This is a genomic window from Sphingobium lactosutens, from assembly GCF_013393185.1.
Classification (GTDB): domain Bacteria; phylum Pseudomonadota; class Alphaproteobacteria; order Sphingomonadales; family Sphingomonadaceae; genus Sphingobium; species Sphingobium lactosutens_A.
Genome location: NZ_QJQX01000052.1, coordinates 93131 through 112273, shown reverse-complemented (window position 1 = coordinate 112273; position 19143 = coordinate 93131). Strand labels below are relative to the sequence as shown.

At 63.5% G+C, this 19143-nt stretch carries 16 protein-coding genes; 5 read left to right on the top strand and 11 right to left on the bottom strand.

Annotated elements, in window-relative coordinates; genetic code table 11:
• Positions 1-48: 48 nt before the first annotated feature.
• Together DM806_RS12555 and DM806_RS12550 are read right to left on the bottom strand one after the other, a co-directional pair.
• Positions 49-1731: a thiamine pyrophosphate-binding protein gene (locus DM806_RS12555; protein ID WP_256869285.1), complete on the bottom strand. Its 1683-nt coding sequence runs from the start codon at positions 1729-1731 to the stop codon at positions 49-51.
• A gap of 205 nt (positions 1732-1936) precedes the next feature.
• The gene (locus DM806_RS12550) at positions 1937-3016 is read right to left on the bottom strand and encodes an aromatic ring-hydroxylating dioxygenase subunit alpha (RefSeq protein ID WP_179043531.1); all 1080 of its coding nucleotides are present in this window, start codon (positions 3014-3016) and stop codon (positions 1937-1939) included.
• A 280-nt stretch (positions 3017-3296) separates the two neighbouring features.
• Here DM806_RS12550 and DM806_RS12545 point away from each other — a divergent pair, with 280 nt between their 5' ends.
• Both DM806_RS12545 and DM806_RS12540 read left to right on the top strand, forming a co-directional pair.
• Complete coding sequence (locus tag DM806_RS12545; protein WP_179043530.1) at positions 3297-5519, top strand: TonB-dependent receptor; 2223 nt, start codon at positions 3297-3299, stop codon at positions 5517-5519.
• Between the two features lie 97 nt (positions 5520-5616).
• Complete coding sequence (locus DM806_RS12540; RefSeq protein ID WP_179043529.1) at positions 5617-6594, top strand: MBL fold metallo-hydrolase; 978 nt, start codon at positions 5617-5619, stop codon at positions 6592-6594.
• Between the two features lie 28 nt (positions 6595-6622).
• Here the strand turns inward: DM806_RS12540 and DM806_RS12535 are convergent, their stop codons facing one another.
• From DM806_RS12535 to DM806_RS12525, 3 genes are read right to left on the bottom strand one after another with little or no spacing between them, the layout of a single operon-like run.
• Complete coding sequence (locus DM806_RS12535) at positions 6623-7465, bottom strand: bifunctional 5,10-methylenetetrahydrofolate dehydrogenase/5,10-methenyltetrahydrofolate cyclohydrolase (protein ID WP_179043528.1); 843 nt, start codon at positions 7463-7465, stop codon at positions 6623-6625.
• 2 nt (positions 7466-7467) lie between these two features.
• Positions 7468-8319, bottom strand: a complete 852-nt coding sequence (purU, locus tag DM806_RS12530; protein WP_179043527.1) for a formyltetrahydrofolate deformylase — start codon at positions 8317-8319, stop codon at positions 7468-7470.
• 32 nt (positions 8320-8351) lie between these two features.
• Complete coding sequence (locus DM806_RS12525; protein ID WP_179043526.1) at positions 8352-9335, bottom strand: methylenetetrahydrofolate reductase; 984 nt, start codon at positions 9333-9335, stop codon at positions 8352-8354.
• Between the two features lie 127 nt (positions 9336-9462).
• On the opposite strand from DM806_RS12525, the gene DM806_RS12520 reads away from it, so the two are divergent.
• A complete protein-coding gene (locus tag DM806_RS12520; RefSeq protein WP_179043525.1) occupies positions 9463-10791 on the top strand; it encodes an aminomethyl transferase family protein in 1329 nt (442 codons plus the stop codon).
• A 51-nt stretch (positions 10792-10842) separates the two neighbouring features.
• Here the strand turns inward: DM806_RS12520 and DM806_RS12515 are convergent, their stop codons facing one another.
• Positions 10843-11778 (bottom strand): LysR family transcriptional regulator, encoded by a 936-nt coding sequence (locus DM806_RS12515; RefSeq protein WP_179043524.1) that lies wholly within the window; start codon positions 11776-11778, stop codon positions 10843-10845.
• Between the two features lie 99 nt (positions 11779-11877).
• Positions 11878-13311 carry an MFS transporter gene (locus DM806_RS12510; protein ID WP_179043523.1) on the bottom strand — a complete coding sequence of 478 codons (1434 nt, stop codon included), beginning with the start codon at positions 13309-13311 and terminating at the stop codon, positions 11878-11880.
• A gap of 219 nt (positions 13312-13530) precedes the next feature.
• Here DM806_RS12510 and DM806_RS12505 point away from each other — a divergent pair, with 219 nt between their 5' ends.
• Positions 13531-14763 (top strand): MFS transporter, encoded by a 1233-nt coding sequence (locus DM806_RS12505; protein WP_179043522.1) that lies wholly within the window; start codon positions 13531-13533, stop codon positions 14761-14763.
• Between the two features lie 69 nt (positions 14764-14832).
• Here DM806_RS12505 and DM806_RS12500 read toward each other — a convergent pair whose 3' ends face one another.
• Positions 14833-15690, bottom strand: coding sequence for an aldo/keto reductase (locus DM806_RS12500; RefSeq protein WP_179043521.1), 858 nt, complete (start codon positions 15688-15690; stop codon positions 14833-14835).
• A gap of 14 nt (positions 15691-15704) precedes the next feature.
• A complete protein-coding gene (locus DM806_RS12495) occupies positions 15705-17138 on the bottom strand; it encodes an MFS transporter (protein ID WP_179043520.1) in 1434 nt (477 codons plus the stop codon).
• 143 nt (positions 17139-17281) lie between these two features.
• Between DM806_RS12495 and DM806_RS12490 the strand changes: the two genes are divergently transcribed.
• The gene (locus DM806_RS12490; RefSeq protein ID WP_179043519.1) at positions 17282-18175 is read left to right on the top strand and encodes a LysR family transcriptional regulator; all 894 of its coding nucleotides are present in this window, start codon (positions 17282-17284) and stop codon (positions 18173-18175) included.
• Here the strand turns inward: DM806_RS12490 and DM806_RS12485 are convergent.
• Positions 18163-18675 carry a (R)-mandelonitrile lyase gene (locus DM806_RS12485; RefSeq protein ID WP_372859516.1) on the bottom strand — a complete coding sequence of 171 codons (513 nt, stop codon included), beginning with the start codon at positions 18673-18675 and terminating at the stop codon, positions 18163-18165. The genes DM806_RS12490 and DM806_RS12485 overlap by 13 nt on opposite strands.
• Positions 18672-19100, bottom strand: coding sequence for a carboxymuconolactone decarboxylase family protein (locus DM806_RS12480; protein WP_179043518.1), 429 nt, complete (start codon positions 19098-19100; stop codon positions 18672-18674). Before DM806_RS12480 ends, DM806_RS12485 begins: the two co-directional genes overlap by 4 nt.
• Positions 19101-19143 lie beyond the last annotated feature (43 nt).

Sequence of the window (19143 nt, the reverse complement as noted above, 5' to 3'; positions counted from 1 at the left end):
ATAAAATTCATCATGGTTTCGGATCGCATCCGTCGGCGACCTCTCGTCTCATCCCATCCATTTGCTGACCGGCACCGCCGACTGTTCGAGCGGCTGCGCGATCACGTCGATCAGCGTGGGTCCATCATGCGCCACCGCCTGCCGCACCACGGCGTCCAGTTCCAGCGGATCGCGCACGGTCCAGCTTTTGACGCCATAAGCCTTGGCAATGCGGGCATGGTGGGTGCGGCTGAAATCGACCGAGAAATAGCGCTCTCCATAGCCATCCTTCTGGCTCGCCTTGATCCAGCCGAAGGAGGCGTTGGAAAAGACGATCATGGTGATGGGCAGCTGCTTGCGCACGATCGTTTCCAGTTCGCCGACGGCAAAGCCGAAACTGCCATCGCCCATGACCGCCACGACCTTCCGGTCGGGCGCGCCGATCTGCGCGCCGATGGAGGCGGGCAACGAGAAACCCAGCGCGCCATGGGCGCGATTGGTGATGAAGCGGCGACCGGTCGAGTTCAACTGGAAGTGGCCGGAAAAATAGGGACAGGGCGTCCCCGGATCGGCAACGATGATCGCATCGGCAGGGAGCGTCGCCTGCAAGGCCGCAAGCACCCGTTCGGGCCGGATGGGCGTTTCGGTGGACGAAGCCAGCCGGTCGAATGCCGTGCGCTTCGCCGCCTTCAATCCCGTCAGCCGTTCCGCAGCGCCGCTATGCCGCCGCTCTCCCGCCAGCCGCCGCTCTATCTCGATCCGTAGCGCCGACAGGCTAAGCAGCGCATCGCCAACGATCCCCGCCTCGACCCGATAATTGCCCGACACCACCATCGGATCGATGTCGATATGGACGATCGGCACATGGCGCGAAGGCACCGCACCATGCTCGGTCGTGGTCGACCCTGCCCGGCAGCCGACGAAGATCACGGTGTCCGCGTCGGCGATCGCCGCGCGCGTTTCGTCCGTGCCGCCATTCGCCCCGACCACACCCACGGCGAGAGGGTGATCGTCCGCTATGACGCCATGGCCGCTGACGGTCGATGCCACCGGCGCGTCCAGCATTTCGGCCAACTCTGCCAGAAGCTCGCACGCGCCCGAGAGGATGACGCCGCCGCCGCAAATGAAGGCCGGTCGCTTCGCCGCCAACATCGCCTCGGCCGCCGCCCCGATCAGGTCCGGGTCGGGACCGGTGCGATAGCCCGGAAAGCTTCCATGGCGCGGATCGGCCCAAATGTCCGCCGGATCGACATGCTGCTTCTGCAAATCATAGGGCAGGCCGATATGCGCGGCGCCCGGCCGCCCGGTCGTCGCGGCGCGAAAGGCGGTGCGGAAGATGTGCGGGATCTGGCTGACATGGTCGACCACTGCATTCCATTTGGTGAGCGGCGCGAACAGCGCGCGCTGATCCAGTTCAGTGAGCGGATAGCGCCCGCGCGCCGTCACCGGGATATCGGACGTAATCGACAGCAGCGCGACCGAACTTTCGTTCGCCTCGATCACGCCCGGCAAGATATAGGTGGCCCCTCCCCCACTCGGCCCCTCGCACACGCCGACCCGCCCGGTCACGCGCGCATAGGCGTCCGCCATATAGGCGGCGCTGCGTTCGTCGCGGGCCAACACATGGTCCATGCCATGATCGAGCCGATATAGCGCATCATAGAAAGGCAGGCTGGTGTCGCCGCACAGGCCGAATATATGGCGCACGCCATGGGCCTGCAGCGTGCGGACAGCGGCGTCCGCGCCTGTCATCGCCTCCGTCATGTGCGGATAGTCTCAGAGGGATGGCCCGGGCTGGAACGGGATCCGGCCGCCAATTCAGAAAGCCGCAGCCGGTCGCACGATATCATTTTCCCGCCTTTCATCCTCTCGCTCGATACTGGACGCACCATAGAAGGCCTTCGGATGAAAGCTTATCAAAATGGGCGCATGGGCGATTAATCGCACGATCGTCCGGCTATAAATTTACCGTCGTCGCCGGCTGTGGATCGGCCTGCTCTCGCTCGATCATCCGGTCGATCATCCGCAGCGCCATGACCGGGGCGCGATCGATCGCGATGGCGGTCTTCTGCCGCAGCCCCGTTCGCTCCTGCTCGACCTGGATGGCGCTCGCCATAACATTATCCTCCTGAAAGGTTTTTTCCAGACTGGCGCGCAGGCCCGCGTCGAAGGCGCTGTCCATCTGCCGGTAATTGCGCAGATGCAGCCAGAAGAAATGCGTCGTCCTCTGGGTTTCGGGTGTCAGGAACTTGTAGCTGAAGGTCCGGATGCCGCCGTGCATCAGATTGTCGTCGGTCCGTTTCATGCCCGCCGGAATCACCGCGATGTCTACGAAGCTGGTCGCGGGCAGTTCGAAATGGAAAGCCACCTGTCGGTCCACTTGCCCCTCGCCGAAATCCCGGCTCTTGCTGTCGAGCGGGGTCGGCGGCACATTTTCGATCCAGCGATAGGCCTTGAGGCCATAGTCGCTCTGCGCCACCTGCACCGGAATATCCTTGGCCGCCCTGTTGCCGATCGTTTCCTTGTGCAGGAACGTGGTGTGGGCGGGGTCCATCAGATTTTCGACCTCGATCCGATAATTGGCGCCATGATGCTGATACCCCTGATCCAGCACGGCCCATCCCGGCTCGCCATGGCCCAGCACGCGCGGCAGTGCATTTTCGTCAGCGGCCCCCTCCCCTGTCCAGAGCCAGACCAGTCCATAACGCTGCGCCACCGGATAGGCCCGCGCCCGCGCCGTCGGGGGAATGATGTCCTGCCCCGGTATGCCGATGCAATCGCCCCGGCCGTTGAAGACCATGCCGTGATAGCCGCAGCGCAACCCGCCATCAGCGCACTCCCCTAGCGACAGCGGCGCCAGGCGATGCGGGCAGCGATCCTCCAGCGCGCCGATCGTGCCGTCGGGCTGGCGAAACAGCACTACAGGCTCGCCCAAAATCTGCCGGGCGAAGGGCTGTTCTCCTATTTCGGTCGCCCAGGCCGCCGCATACCAATGATTGCGGGCAAAACCCTGAGTGAAATCCGCCTTGATCGACATGCCTCTGGTCCTTCTTTGTCCTTTTCCCCAGTGTAGGAGGTGCCGGCGCGCCAAAAAGGCGACAATCGGCAAAGCTGTGGTGCGGAAACGGCAATGGTCGCGCGGACGGGATCAGATTCTACGCAGGCGCGATCGAAAATCGGCCCGATTGGTGCGATCGGCGCGACACATATTTGCGATTAGCGCTATCGCCGGGACCAATGTGCTTCCCTAGCATCATGTCTGACGAAACAATCGGCGCGACAGCCGATCGTCCGGCAGACTAATGGAGGGGAAAGTCATGCTTTCGACCAAGATGGACGCCCGCACGCTGCTGATGGCCGGGACGAGCGCTGCGTGCGCACTCACGGCTCCGGCGCTGGCACAGGAGCAAGCCGCCGCGTCCAGCGGCATCGCCGATATCATCGTGACCGCGCAGAAGCGCGCCGAAAACCAGCAGGACGTGCCGATCGCCGTTACCGCCGTATCCGCCTCAACGCTGGAGAGGGTCGGGATCGCCGATACCTCCGACCTGAAGAACGTCGCGCCCAGCCTCAATTTCAGCACCGCGGTCGGCGGCTTCGGCTTGCCGCGCATCCGCGGCGTCGGGTCGACCGGCACCGGACCGGGCGTGGAGAATCCCGTCGCCACCTATATTGACGGTGTCTATGTCAGTTCCCCGATCGGCGCGCTCACCAACCTCAACGACATCGAGCAGGTCGCGGTGCTCAAGGGACCGCAGGGCACGCTATTCGGCCGCAACGCGACCGGCGGCCTGATCCAGATCACTACCAAGAAGCCCAGCGACACGCCGACCGCCAATGTTCGCTTCGGATACGGCAATTATGATACGGTGACGGCATCCGCCTATGTCAGCGGCGGGCTGGCGGACGGTCTGTCAGCCAGCATCGCGGCCAAATATGAGAATAGGGACAAGGGCTTCGGCACCAACGTCAATACCGGCAACGACATCATGACGCAGCGCAGTTTCACCACGCGCGGCAAATTGCTGTGGGAAGCGGGCGACACGACGGTCCAGTTGTCGGGCGATTATGCGACGATGGAGGGCGTCAATCCCGCCTTCCGCCCGCTCACCCGCAATGTGCGCGGTCTGTTCGCCGGTGGCGGACGGCGCGACATCGATTCCGATTTCGATCCGGCCCTCGATTCGAAACAATATGGCGGCAGCATCGACATCACCCATGATTTCGGCGGCTTTTCGGTCAAGAGCCTGAGCGCCTATCGCAAGATGCGCCTCTATGTGAAGTTCGACCCCGACGGCACGACCGAAAGCGATTGGGTCGGCGTGCCCGGCGCCAACAGCCCGCCACTCGGCTTCGCCCATGGCTTCCAGATCGAAAACACGCAGATCGACGAGCAGTTCACGCAGGAGCTGCAACTGCTCTCGGACGATGACGGCGCCCTGACCTGGGTGCTGGGCGGCTTCTACATGTGGAGCAAGGGGCGCTTCGCCCCCGGACGCAGCCGCACCGCATTCCTCAACCAGTTCGGCCGCTATACCGACGTCACCGCGACGCAAAAGCTCAACAGCCTCGCGGCCTTCGCGCAGGGCGCCTATCATCTGGGCGAAGCGACCAACCTGACCGCCGGTATCCGCTACACCCATGACAAGCGCGAGGCGGAGGGCGTGCGCATCACCTACGCCGCCGACGGAACCCCCCTCGCGGTACAGACGCCACCACAGGGGGTGATCGAAAGCTATGAAGACACATTCCCGAAAATGACCTGGCGGCTGTCGCTCGACCATCGCTTCTCACCGCAGGTCATGGCCTATGCCAGCTATAATCGCGGCTTTCGCAGCGCCGCTTATGTCGTCGGCAATTTCGGTCTCGCGACCTCGATCACCAACAAGGTGCTGAAGCCCGAAGTCGTCGACGCCTATGAAGTGGGCCTCAAGACCGACCTGTTCGATCGTCGCCTACGCTTCAATGTCGCCGGCTATTATTATGACCAGAAGAATGTCCAGGTGATGCAGATTCAGAACGGCATCCAGACGGTCTATAATGCCGATGGCGCGGAGATTTACGGTGTCGATGCCGATCTGATCCTCCAGCCCTTCGCGCATTTCAGCATCACGGGCGGCGTCAACTGGACCCATGCGCGCTACAAGAATTTCACCAATGCGCAGGTGACGACGCCCAATCCTGCGGGCGGCAACATCCTGACCACGGGCGACGCCAGCGGCAAGAGATTGCAGAATGTACCTGACTGGACGCTGACGCTCGGCGCTTCCTATGAGATCGGGCCGGTCACGATCACCGGCAACTATTATCATAATGACGGCTGGGCCGCCGACCCGGACAATCGTGTGCGGCAGCAAGCCTATGATCTGGTCGACGCCTCGATCAACTGGCAGATCGGCGGCGGCGCCAGCCTCTCTATCTGGGGCAAGAACCTTACCAACGCCTTCTATTTCCAGCAGCTCGGCGCCAGCAATTTCGCCGACAACGGTGTCCAGGCGTCGCCGCGAACCTATGGCGTGACCCTCGGATTCGATTTCTAGACGCAAGGGAATCCGACGAGCGCTGGAGACAAAGGGGGAACGCGCCATCCGCCTGGCCGGGCGGATGGCGCGTTGTCGTAACGAGCAGGAGATGGGTATGAAATATGATCGGCGCGGGATGATCGGCCTGTTGGGCGTGGCCGCCATGATGCCGATGCGCCTGCTGGCGCAGGATACGACAGGCGCGACCGTGATTTTGCTGGGCACGGCCGGTGGGCCGCCTGCTCATGTTGGCCGGTCGCAGCCCGCCAGCCTGCTGCAAGTGGGCGGCAAGGCCTATCTGATCGACGCGGGCGAAAATGTCGGCCAGCAACTGGCGCGCGCGGGCGTCGTCGCCTCGCGGGTGGACGCGACCTTGCTGACCCACCTGCATTGGGATCACACTTTGGGTCTCGATTATCTGATGGCGACGGGGTGGATGCGCGGCCGCCGCCAGCCGATGCCGATCTGGGGACCGCCGGGCACGCGCAATTTGGTCGATCGGACGCTGGCGGCGATCGGCGTGGGCGAGGCGATCTTCCGCGCACAAGCGCAGGACCGACCGCCGCTGGCCAGCCTCTATCCGGCACGCGAGGTCGATGTCGCCACCTCCCAAACCCTGTTCGACGACGGCATTGTGAAGCTGAGCGCGGTCGCCAATACGCATTTTGCGGAGATTCGCAGCGCACCGCATGATTATGGCGTCGACAAGGCCTACAGCTACCGTTTCGACACGGCCGAAGGCGCGGTGGTGTTCACCGGCGATACTGGTCCGTCGGATGGACTGGCAGGCTTCGCCAGAGGGGCGGCGCTGATGGTGGCGGAGATTGTCGACCTGCCCAGCATGCGGGCCGCGCTGGTGGCGGCGGGCAGCAAGGGGCAGGAACTGGACCTGCTGATGCAGCATATGGCGCACCAGCACCTGACCGCTGAGGCACTTGGCCAACTTGCCGCACAGGCTGGCGTGAAGAAGCTGGCGCTCAGCCATTATGTCATTGGCCGCGATTTCGATCCCACCGCCTTCGTCGCGCCGCTGCGAAAGCATTTCGGCGGAGAGATTATCGTCGGGCAGGATCTGATGACGATCCAACTTTAGGATCGCCATCAGCCCTCTATGGTCACGGTCAGCGCATAGCCCGCGCCGCCTGCAATGTATTGCGCAGCAGGCAGGCGATGGTCATCGGCCCGACCCCGCCCGGCACCGGCGTCAGCGCAGCCGCATGATCCATCTCATCCGCCGCCGCGTCACCGACGATCCGGCCGCCCGCGTCCCGGTTGATCCCGACGTCGATCAGGACCGCGCCCGGCTTTACCCAGTCGCCGCGTACCAGCCGGGGACTGCCGGCCGCAACGACGATGATGTCGGCGCTGCGGACAATGTCGGGCAGGCCGCGCGTATGGATATGGGTAACGGTCACGGTGCATTCGCGCTCCAGCAAGAGCAGCGCGACCGGCTTGCCAACGATGTTTGACTTGCCGATCACCACGGCTTTCAGGCCGCGAAAATCCGCGACGACTCGGTCCAGCAACATCATGCAGCCGAGCGGCGTGCAGGGGATCAACCCGCCCGTTCCGGTCGACAATCGCCCGACATTGACCGGATGGAAGCCATCGACATCCTTTTCGGGCGCGATGGTGCCCAACACTCTGTCGCTTGCGATCTGCGGCGGTAGCGGCAGCTGGACCAAAATGCCGTGGATGTCGGGATCGGCATTCAACCGCTCGATCAATATCAGAAGGTCCGCCTCGCTGGTCGCGGCGTCCAGCCGATGCTCGACTGACCTTATGCCGACCCGCTCCGCCGCCCGCTGCTTGCGCCGAACATAAATGTCGCTGGCCGGATCGTCACCGACTAGCACGACAGCGAGTGCGACAATCACCCCCTTCCCCACCAATGCCTCCACACCGGCCCGTACCTCGTTCTCCATCTCGCGGGCGATCAGGTCGCCTTGCACGATCCGCACCATGCTCAGTTCCCGAACACGACCGTCTTGGCGCCGTTCGCCAGCACACGATGCGCGATGTGCCAGCCGACCGCACGGCCCAGCACCCGGCTTTCGATCTCGCGTCCCTTGCGGACCAGATCGTCGGGCGTGTCCTCATGGCTGACGGCTTCCGTCGCCTGATGGATGATTGGCCCTTCATCGAGGTCGGCGGTGACATAATGCGCCGTCGCCCCGATCATCTTCACGCCTCGCGCATGCGCCTGATGATAGGGCTTGGCGCCCTTGAAACTGGGGAGAAAGCTGTGGTGGATATTGATGCACCGGCCGGACAGGAAGGCGGCCAGATCATCGCTCAATATTTGCATGTAGCGGGCCAGAATCACCAGTTCCGCGCCCGTCTCCTCCACCAGCGCCTTGATCCGCGCCTCCTGTTGGGGCTTGCTGTCCTTCGTGATCGGCAGATGGTGGAAGGGAATATTGCCGATCTGGCTGACGGTCAGGCTATCGGCGGGATGGTTGCCGGCGATGGTGACGATATCCATCGGCAATTCGCCGATCCGCTGCTTGTAGAGCAGATAGCCCAGACAATGGTCGAACTTCGACACCAGGATCAGCACGCGCATTCTCTGGTCCGCCGGGGCCAGTTTCCAGTCCATCCCATAATCGGCGCCAAGGGGCGCGATCGCCGCGCGCAGACTGTCCAGATCATTGTCGCTTTCAAACATGATCCGCAGAAAGAAGCGCCCCGTCTCCCGGTCGTCGAACTGACGGGATTCAAGGATATTGCCGCCCTGCGCGAAGATCGCGCCGCTCACATAATGGACGATCCCCGGCCTGTCGGGGCAACTGAGGACAAGGGTGTAGGTCTGGGGCATCTCGCTCTCCTGCTGTTTCTTTTCAAAAAGCCTCAGGCGGCACGACAGCCGGGCGCGCGCGCCCCGGCCTGCGCCAGCCAATCGGCGGTCTGGGCGAAGCCGCCAAAGGGGAAGATGTGCAGCAACACCTCACCCGTCCGCGTCGGGTCCAGCCCATCGCGCAGTTCGGAGACAAATCGGTCCGGCCCGGCATTGCCCAGCAGCCTGCCAAGAGACAGGCCATATTTGGCGACCGCACCGGCCGACGCAGCAACGCCGCAGCGCGTGGCATAGCGCAGCAGGGTGCGCACCCCCGTCGGCCCCGGAATGCCGACCCGCACCGGCTCCACGATCCCGCGCGCGCGCACTTCCCTCAGCCAGTTCAGCACCTGTTGCGCGTCGAAAGAAAATTGAGTGACGATCTGGCTGTTCAGCCCCCGTGCGCCAAGCGCCGCAACCTTATCCTGCATCGCCTGCCAGATGACATCCTCCGCCACATCGGGATGGCCGTCGGGATGCCCCGCAATGCCGACGCTGCGGATGCCATGCCGCTCGATCAGGCCGGTCGAGATGACAGACAGGCTGTCGGCGAACGGTCCCACCGGCCGGGCAAGATCGCCCGCGATCAGAAAGATCCGGTCCACCTGCGCCCGTTCGCGCAGCGCGCCAAGCAACGCATCGAGCGCCTCCACGCTGGTCAGCCTCCGCGCGGAGATGTGCGGCACCGGGATCAGGCCCGCACGCCGGATCATGGCGCAAGCCTCTATCCGCGCCGCGTCGCTCTCTTCGGGCAGATAGGGGACATAGACTTCGGCGGCCGACGGCAATCCATCGGACATGACGATGGTCGGGGCGTCCTTCGCCGTGGCTTCGATACTATAATGGGCAAGAATATCGCTGAACATCGGCATCACCTGTCGCTGTGTCTGGATGCCAGCGACATGCCATCGGCGGACGGCCGGCAGTAGCGCCCGAACCCGCAACAATCTGGTGCGGAACATGGCGATCCCGCGCTTTTCCTTGGCTTTTGCGGCCATCACTCCGCTGTTTCGGAAACCGCGACAGTGTGGCGCGGATCGAGCCGTATCTGGGAACGATCGAGCCTTGCTAAACCTCTTCACGGCCCGCGAGAACGCGGCAGGAGGATCGAGGAAAGGAATGCACATGACGCCCAAAAGCCTGCAGCAGGCGATCGATGATGCCGGATCGCCGCTGGGCGTGGTCTGGAAACCCAATGCCAAGAGTTGGGAAGTTCCGGTCATTGCCCCCGAATATATCGGCTGGCGCGAGGAACAGGCCGCCTGGCGCGACAATGTCGCGCTCAGCGACCTGTCCCATCATATGTGGGATCTCTGGATCGAAGGGCCGGACGCGCTGCGCCTGCTCAAGGATTACAGCGCGAACAATTACGAGAATTTCGTCGTCGGACAAGCCAAGCAGTTCGTCCCCGTGACGGCAAAGGGCGACATCATCACCGACGGCATCTTGATGCGCGATGCGGAGGAACGGTTCAACCTGTCCGGCGTCCCCGCCTCGCAGAGCTGGATCCGCTATCATGGCGAAAAGGGCGGCTATGATGTCGAGATGCGGGTCGACCCGGACTCCGGCCTGCGCAAGGCGGGCGAGCCAATCCTGTTCCGTTACCAGCTTCAGGGGCCGAATGCATTGCCGCTTGCCGAAAAGCTGTTCGGCGGCCCGCTGCCCAAGACCAAATTCTTCCACTCGACGCCAGTGTCGCTTGGTGGCCGCCGCTTTCGCGCCTTTCGCCACGGCATGGCGGGAATGCCGGGTTACGAGTTCATCGGCGACTGGGCCGACGCGGCCTATGTGAAGGACGCGATCCTGAAGTCAGGCGAGGAATTCGGCCTCGTTCATGTGGGCGGCAAGGCCTATTATACCAACGGCATCGAAAGCGGCTGGATTCCCACGCCCACGCCCGGCATCTTCAGCGACCCGGACCTGCGCGACTATCGCGAATGGCTGAGCCTCTTTTCCTATGAAGGGCAAAAGCCGCTGCATGGCAGCTTCTATTCCGGCAATATCGAGGACTATTATGTCTCGCCCTTCGAATTGGGCTATGGCAAGTCGATCGCCTTCAACCATGACTATCTGGGCCGCGAAGCGCTGGAGCGGGCAAAGAACGATTACCGCCGCCGCCGCGTGACTTTGGTGTTCGACAAGGATGATATGGACCGGGTGTTCGGCCAGCCCGACTATCTCAACACCTATGGCCGCTATCGGGTCGAGGCGGGCGGCAAGATGGTGGGCATGTCGTTCCAGACCGGCCTGATCGGGCCGCTGAACAAGATATTGTCGCTGGCGCTGGTCGACCGGGACTATGCCGCGCCCGACACGCCGGTCGAATTCGTCTGGGGCGAGCATCCCGGTCCGGGCCATGATCCGGCAGGCGATTTCGGTTTCCAGCGTCTGCGCGCCATGGTCGCGCCGTCGCCTTATAACGACCATGCGCGGACCGACTATCGCAAGGACTGAGGCGATCACCCGATGCCCGAAGCGTCCGGTCCGAAAGGACCGGGCGCTTTGTCATGTCCGGGGCGTGTCATCCTGTATCGACGCAAGGCTGCGCGTCGCACTTCCCCGCGCCTTGAACCAGTCGGCGAGGAAGGAAATGAGCGCCCGCGTCTTGCGTGGCGCGTCACCGCCGGGTGGGAAGGCAACATAGAGCGGCCTACTGGCCAACGGAAAATCCGGCAGCGCATGAACCAGCGCACCCTGCGCCAGCGTGCCCTGAATGATCCCCTGCGGCAGCATCGCGATGCCAAGACCGCCCGCTGCCGCTTCCCGTAGCGCAAAGACGCTGTTGGAGGAGAAACGCACAGGCTGGCTCAGCATGACCCGTTCGCCATTGGCGAAACTCCACGAGCTTTCCGTCGTCTTGGCCAGACAGTCATGCTCGGCGAGGTCGGCAATCTGCGCAGGGGCGCCGCGCCGGGCGATATAGTCGGGCGAAGTGGCGAGGATATGATCGATCTGGCCGATCTTCTTCACCATGATCGATGAATCGCGCAGCACATTGGGCTGGATGCAGACGTCGAAACCCATCGCCAGAAATTCATGCGGGTTGGCGGACGGTTCGGCAAAATGAATCTTGATCCCCACCTTGGGGTTGAGCGCGCAAAATTCGGCGGTGGCGACCGATATGCCGAAACTGCCAATCCAGATCGGACAAAGGATCGATATCTCGCCCTCCACCTCATTCTTGATGGCGGTGATTTCTTCCTCGCCATGGCGGATGTCGCCCAGCACCCGGTTGCACAGCTCATGATAGCGCAGACCCGCTTCGGTCGGCGTGACCGAGCGGGTCGTGCGGTTGAGCAGACGAATGCCGAGATAGGCTTCGAGGTCGGCGATATGCCGCGACACCAAAGTGCGCGATATGCCGAGATCATCGGCGGCCGTGGTGAAATTGGCATATTTGACGACCTTCTGGAAGGTCGCCATCGTCGCAAGTCTGTCCATCGCTTCTCCTGCCGCCCCATCATGCCCCGTCGTGCGCGCGGCTTGTCAGATCGTCGCTCTCCCTGTCATGGCAGGGATGCCGGTGCCGCGCCAGAGCGATCAGGCTGAGGCCTGCCGGGGCTTGCCCCTTCCGCTGATCTCGTCACCGACATCGCGCGCCAGGGTACGGTAGGACAGCGCGGCCACCGCGCTCATCACCCCCGCCGCGACCAGCGCGACGCGGAAGTCGACCAGGCCGATCTCCGTCGCGCCGCGCACCATCTGGCTGACCGTCAGCAGCAACGCGCCCACCGCCACGCCCGCGCCCATGCCGATCTGCTGCGTCAGCGAGGAAAGGACGGAGGCTGGCTGGCGCTGGGCCGGGCCGATATCGGCGAAGTTGACCATGGTGATGGCGGTCAGCTGCAACGACCGGCCCGCCCCGGCCAGCGCCAGGATCAACCCGTTGAGCAACAGATGCTGGCCCGGCACGATGAAGGCGCAGAGCGCGATGGTCACGCCGGCCAACAGGCTGCTCGCGATCAACGTGGCGCGGATGCCCACCCGGCTGATGATCGGATTGGTGACGGTCTTCATCGCCAGATTGGCCGCCATGTAGATCATCAGCATCCCGCCCGCCTCCAGCGGGCTGAGGCCGAAGGCGAGTTGGAACATCAGCGGCAGGAGGAAGGGCGTGACGCTGATCGTCGCGCGGGACAGGACGCCGCCGGTCACACTGCTGACGAAGAAGCTGTGCACCTTGAGCGCGTCCAGCCGCACCAGTGGCGCGGGCGCGCCGCGCATGTGGCGCAGCGCCGCCATTCCGATGACCAGCGCCGCCAGCATCAGCCCCAGCCCGATCGCCAGCCCGGTCTCGCTGCGCAGGCCCAACAGGTCGAACCCATAGGTCAGGCACAGCAGCGCGATCGCCGTCAGGATGAAGCCCCGGCCGTCGAAGCGCGTCGGCTCTTTCTTCTCATCTGGCACATAGGCCCGCACCAGCGCCATGCCGATCAGACCGACGGGAATGTTGACGTAGAAAATCCAGTGCCAGGACGCCGCGTCGGTAATCCAGCCGCCCAGCGGCGGCCCCAGCACCGGCGCGACCAGCCCCGGCCAGATCAGCGCCGACAGCGCGCGCATCAGGTCTTTCTTCTCCGACGTGCGCAGCACCACCAGCCGCCCGACCGGCGACATCATCGCCGCCGCCGCGCCCTGCAACGCGCGCCCGACGATGAAGATGGTGAAATCGGGCGCCAGCCCGCAGATCAGCGAGGAGACGGTGAATAGCCCGATCGCCGCGCAGAACAAGGTGCGCGTGCCGATCCTGTCCGCCAGCCAGCCCGATGCGGTGACGCAGGCCGCCGCCGCCATCAGATAGGCGGTGATGCCCATGCTCATCCGCGCCGCGTCGACGTTGAAATCGCGGGCCATCTGCGGCAGGGCCGTGACGATGATTGTTGCGTCCAGCGTCTCCATGAAAAAGGCGATGGCGACGATCAGCGACACCAGCATGGACCGTCCCCCCACCATCGCGGCCAATCTTTCGCTCACCATTTTTCTCCGAATGTCTGGGATCAGTGCCGCGCCGTTCCCGCCGTCCGCAGCTTCTTTCAAACCTAAGCCTGTCAAATGCCGGTCCGCTCCGCAAGCCGGGCATTGATGCATGATCCGCAACACTGAAGTGTCGCACCTCCGGTTGCGCCGACATGCCCGCTGGTCGACAAGAGACACAGCAAAAACTGGGCAGAACAGGAAAAGGGAGGAGCTTGCATGTCGGATGCCGTCCGTGCGCCGTGGCCGCACATCATTTTGATCTATCTGATCGGCGTCTTCGGCATGATGGTGGTGAGCGCCGCGCTGCCTGCGCTTGGCGGCATCGCGCGCGAGTTCCACCCGCCCTCCCCCGCCACCATCGGTTGGGTCATGTCGATCCCGGCGCTGGCTGCGGCCGTGGCCTCGCTCGCGGTGGGATGGCTGGTCGACCGCTTCGGCGACCGCCGCATGATGATCCTCGGCAGCCTGCTGGTGCTGTTGGGCGACGGCGGCGTCGTGACATCAACGTCCATGGACCTGCTATTGGGATGGCGCGTCACGGCGGGCCTGGGCTATGTCTGCATGGTCGTGGCGGCCGTGACGATGATCTCCCGGCTCACCAGCGGTCGCGCCCGCATCGCCGCGCTCGCGCTCTGGTCGACGGTCATCCCGGCCAGCTTCGTCGTCGCATCGCTCTATGGCGCGGTCGTCGGCCATGGCGCGGGCTGGCGGACCGTGTTCCTGCTCCATGGCGGCGGCGTCGCCCTGCTGACGCTTCTCGCGCTCGTGCGGCTGCCCGGCCGACCCGCCGAAGAGCCGACCCGGTCGCGTCTCGACGGGATCGGCCTGGTCCTACGCAGCCCCTGGCCCTATGCGTTGGGCGCGTCCTTCGCCGCGGCGGCCTTCCTCCAGACCGGCTTCGTCGCCACGCTGCCTCGCCTGCTCGCCAGCGGCATCGGCGCGAGCGAAGCGCAGGTCCATAGCTTCAACGCCCTCGCCATGATCTGCAACATGGTCGGCGCCTTTTCCTTCGGCCTGCTCTACAATCGCGGGTTGAAGCCATGGCAGATGGGCTTTGGCGCGGTGCTGCTGTGCGGCGCGGCGGGCTTGGGCCTTGTGCTTGCCCCGACCAACCTGGCGCTCGCCATCCTGATGAACTGCGCTTTGATGTTCGGCCTTGGCATATTGGTCGGCATGTGGGCGCTGCTCCCTGCCGTCACGCCATCGCCGCAGACGACCGGCGCGACAAGCGGGTTGATCACCCAGATCACCCTGCTCGGCGTCCTGTTCGGCCCGCCCGCCGCCTTCAACGCACTGCACGCCGGGCCGGAAATGATGCTGATCTTCCTCGGCGCGGCGCTGGCGGCCAGCATGGTCGGCTGGCCCATCTGGCGCCGAAATCATGATCCCGTACAAAGATCGTCATTCATTACGGATCGCTCCATATCGAATGGCAGCGCCGCGCTTTAACTGTGCCCATCAGGCCGCGCCGGCTCACATGTCCTGATGCGATTTGGTCTGCCATATGCGCTGCCCCTGTCAGAGCTTGCGGGTGCCGAGCCATTTCACCATGGCAGGGTCGCGATGGTCGAAGAAGCTGCTGGCCTTCTGGTCGAGCGTGGCGATGGCGGCGATATCGTCGTCATCCAGCACGAAGTCGAAGACCGCGAAATTTTCGGCCATGCGTTCCTTGCGGACCGACTTGGGGATCGCGACGATGCCACGCTGGTTGAGCCAGCGCAGCACCACCTGCGCGATGCTCTTGCCATGTTTCCGACCGATCGATGCAAGCAGTTCGTTACTGAACAGCCCGTTCTTGCCCTCGGCAAAAGGGCCCCAGGCTTCGGCCTGGACGCCATATTCGGTCAGCAGCGCCCGGGCATCATGCTGCTGATGGTAGGGATGAATCTCGATCTGGTTGACGGCAGGCACGATGTCATTGTGCAGCACGAAATCGAGCAGCCGGTCGGGATAGAAGTTGCTGACCCCGATGGCGCGGATTCGGCCTGCCCGATAAAGTTCCTGCATGGCACGCCAGGCACCATAGACATCGCCATAAGGCTGGTGGATCAGCCAGAGGTCGAGATAGTCGAGTTGCAGCTTGTTGAGCGAACGCTCGAAGGCGGCCTTAGCGCCTTCGTAACTGGCATCCTCGATCCACAATTTGGTGGTGACGAACAGTTCGTCACGGGCGATGCCATGAGTGCGAATGCCCTTTCCGACCGCTTCCTCATTGCCATAAGAAGTTGCGGTGTCGAGCAGGCGATAGCCGACATCGATGGCGTCGCGCACGCTGCGTTCGCATTCGGCCGGATCGGGAACCTGAAATACACCAAAGCCCAGGCTCGGCATTTCGACGCCGTTGTTGAGGGTTATATGGGGGAAGGTATTGGCCATGGGCAAATCTCCGTTCAGACAGCGCCGGTGGCGCCGATATTCCTGGGGTGAGCCGCCTTTCCGGCGGCCACGATCGTCGTCAGCACTATGATCAGCGCGAGGGCCAGCATCAGAGTGCCGGCATCGAACGCGGCACTGATACGCCGCACGACAATGCTATCCCCTTGAAATCCAGCGCTGGCAGCTCCTGCAACAGCGACGAGGACGCTGAGGCCGACCGAGTTGCCGATCTGGTGGGCGACATTGACCGCGCCCGATGCCGCGCCGGCATGCGCATGCGCCACCCCGGCCACGCCGGCCGATGTCAACGGACTCAACGTCAGCCCCTGGCTCACACCAATCAGCAGCATGGGTAGAGCGACGGCGGTGACGTAGGGCGAACCCGCGTCCGCCCGGCTGAGCCAGGCCATACCGACGATACCGATCATGATACCGGCGATCATCAAGCGATTGGCCGTGAAGGATTTGACCAGACGCGGCACGGCAATGGCGAACGGCACATGCAGGATGGTCGCCGGAATGAAAGCCAGACCGCTTTGCGCCGGGCCATAGCCCTTCACTTCCTGCAGATAGAGGGTCGAGAAGAAGAAAAAGCCGACCATTGCGCCCAGATAGAGAATACGGGCCGCATAGGCGCCCGAACGCGCCCGGCTCGCGAACAGGGCAAGCGGCAGGATTGGCTGCGCCGCTCGTTGCTCGATCATCACGAACAGGGTGATTAGTCCGATCGCGCCGATGATCGACAGGATGGTAAGCGGGTCATGCCAGCCGACCTGGGCCGAGCGGATAAAGCCAAATACCAGGCCCCCAATGCCCAGCGTCGAGGTCAAGGCGCCTGAAATGTCGAAGCGGCCTCGATGCCGGGGCGTTTCGTCAATATAGCGATAAGCAGCGAGGATGAGACCCACACCGATGGGCAGGTTCAGATAAAAGCCGGCACGCCAAGAGACCCACTCAGCAAGAATGCCGCCGAGCACAAGTCCGACCGTCGCCGATGCGCCGGCAGCGGCCGCATAATAGGAAATGGCGCGCGTGCGTTCCTCCTCTTCAGCGAAATTGGTCTGCAACAATGCCAGTGTCGAAGGTGCAAGCACGGCGGCGCCAAGTCCCTGGATTGCGCGCCATGCCAGCATCCAGCTGGCTGAGAGCGAAGTGCCGATCGCGAGCGATGCCAGCGTGAAGAGGGCCAGGCCCAACACGAACATCCGTCGGCGACCGAATATGTCACCGGCGCGGGCGCCCAGCAGCATGAAGCCACCGAAGGTCAGCGTATAGGCGCTCTGCACCCAGGCGAGATTGACCTCGCTGAAGCCAAGCTGGTCGCGGATCCGGGGCAGCCCGGTCAGCACGACCGAGATGTCGAGCACGATCATCACATAGCTGGCGAGGATGATCGCTAAGATGGCGCTCTTGTGGGGTTCGCTGTCAATGCGGGGATAAAGGCTCATCGCTGGGGCTTTCCGAAGTTCTGGTCAGGCTGCCGGCAAACCCGGCTCAGGCAGCGCAGGAAATCGATGCCGAGGATATAGCCTGGGAAGTGGAATGCGATTAGACGCCATAATCAGCATGTCGCTATAAGGTAGTCTAATCAATGGCGGGCGAGAATTATAACGAGCTTTCGGCCTTCGTGATGGTTGCGCGCGAGCGCAGCTTCACCCGTGCGGCGGCCAAGCTGGGCGTTTCGCAATCGGCGCTCAGCCAGACCATCCGAGGGCTGGAGGAACGGCTGGGCCTGCGACTGCTCGCCCGCACGACCCGCAGCGTATCGCCGACCGAGGCAGGCCACCGACTGTTCGACACGCTGGCGCCGCGTTTCGAGGAAATCGCGCAGGAACTCGCCGCGCTCAGCCAGTTGCGCGACAAGCCATCGGGCACGATTCGGATCAATAGCGGCGAACATCCCGCCATCTCGATCCTGCAGCCGGCCTTGCGCAGGCTGCTGCCCGACAATCCCGACATTCGCGTCGAGATCATCGTCGATTATGGTCTGACAGATATCGTTGCCCAGGGCTATGACGCGGGCGTGCGCCTGGGCGACCAAGTAGCCAAGGACATGATTGCGGTCCGGATCGGTCCGGACCTGCGCATGGCGGTCGTGGGTTCCCCCGACTATTTCGTCCGCCACCCGGCCCCGCACGTGCCGCAGGATCTGACCGGCCATAATTGCATCGGCATCCGTCTGCCGACCTATGGCGGTATCTTTCCCTGGGATCTCGACAAGGACGGGCATGAAGTCAATGTCCGTGTCGAGGGGCAATTGGTGTTCAACAATATCGGCCTGCGGCTTAGTTCAGCGCTGGATGGCCTGGGTCTGGCCTATCTGCCGGAGGACCAGGTTCTGCCCCATATCGCGGATGGCCGGCTGGTTCGAGTGCTGGAGGACTGGTGCGGACCTTTCCCCGGCTATCATCTCTATTACCCCAGTCGGCGCCACGCCTCGCCGGCTTTCGCGCTGCTGGTCGAAACCCTGCGCTATCGCGGCTGAGCGCGAGCCGCACGGGAATAGTCTGCATCGCTGACCAGCTCCATCCAGTTGACAGATAGGCCGTCCAGGCGCTCGGCCAGGGCGACATGTGTCATGCGCTCAAGCGGCCCGGCACCGTGCCAATGTTTCACGCCCGCTGGGATCCAGACGACATCACCCGGTCCGAACTGCTCGGCCGGGCTTCCCCACTGCTGAACAAGACCGTGACCGCTCATGATGACCAGCGTCTGGCCAAGCGGATGCGTATGCCATGCCGTGTGGGCACCGGGTTCGAACGTCACGGTAGCGCCGCCGATCCGTGCCGGTGCCTCCTGTTGGAAGCGACCTTCGACATGAGCGATCCCTTTGAAGTTCTCGGGCGCACCTTCAATCCTGGCTGTACTGCCCTGACGAATGACCGACAGGACCGGCGATCCGGTTGGCCTTTCTTCCGCCATTGCAGAAGCCGCCAGGTAAGCCAGTCCAAGCCCCAGGATCGTTTTGCTCGTCTGGCGTATCACTTGCCATCGCCCTCTGGGTGAAAGACCGTGCGGGCAACGCCGACCGCGTTAATGGCATTAGGCCAACCCGCATAGAAGGCGAGCTGCGTGATCGCCTCGACCATTTCATCTTCGGTGATGCCATTGCGGCGCGCCAATTCCATATGAGATCGCAACTGCTCGGGCCGGTTCAGCGCGATCAGCGCCGCCACCGTGATGAGGCTACGGTCGCGTTTTGCAAGGCCCGGCCGTTCCCACACATCGCCCAGCAAGACCTCGTCGGTCAGTTCTGCAAGCTTGGGCGCGACGTCACCCATCAATTGTTGCGCGCGCGACGGCGGAAGGGCTCCCGCGTCGCCCGCTGCCTTAGTTTGCGCCATCATAGGGACGGCTGAAGCCAGCATCAGGCTTGCTCCGATCCACAGGCTGGGGCTGTTAAATATCATGGCATTCTTCTCCTGGGGCGAGGTACATCACGACTGCCAAGCG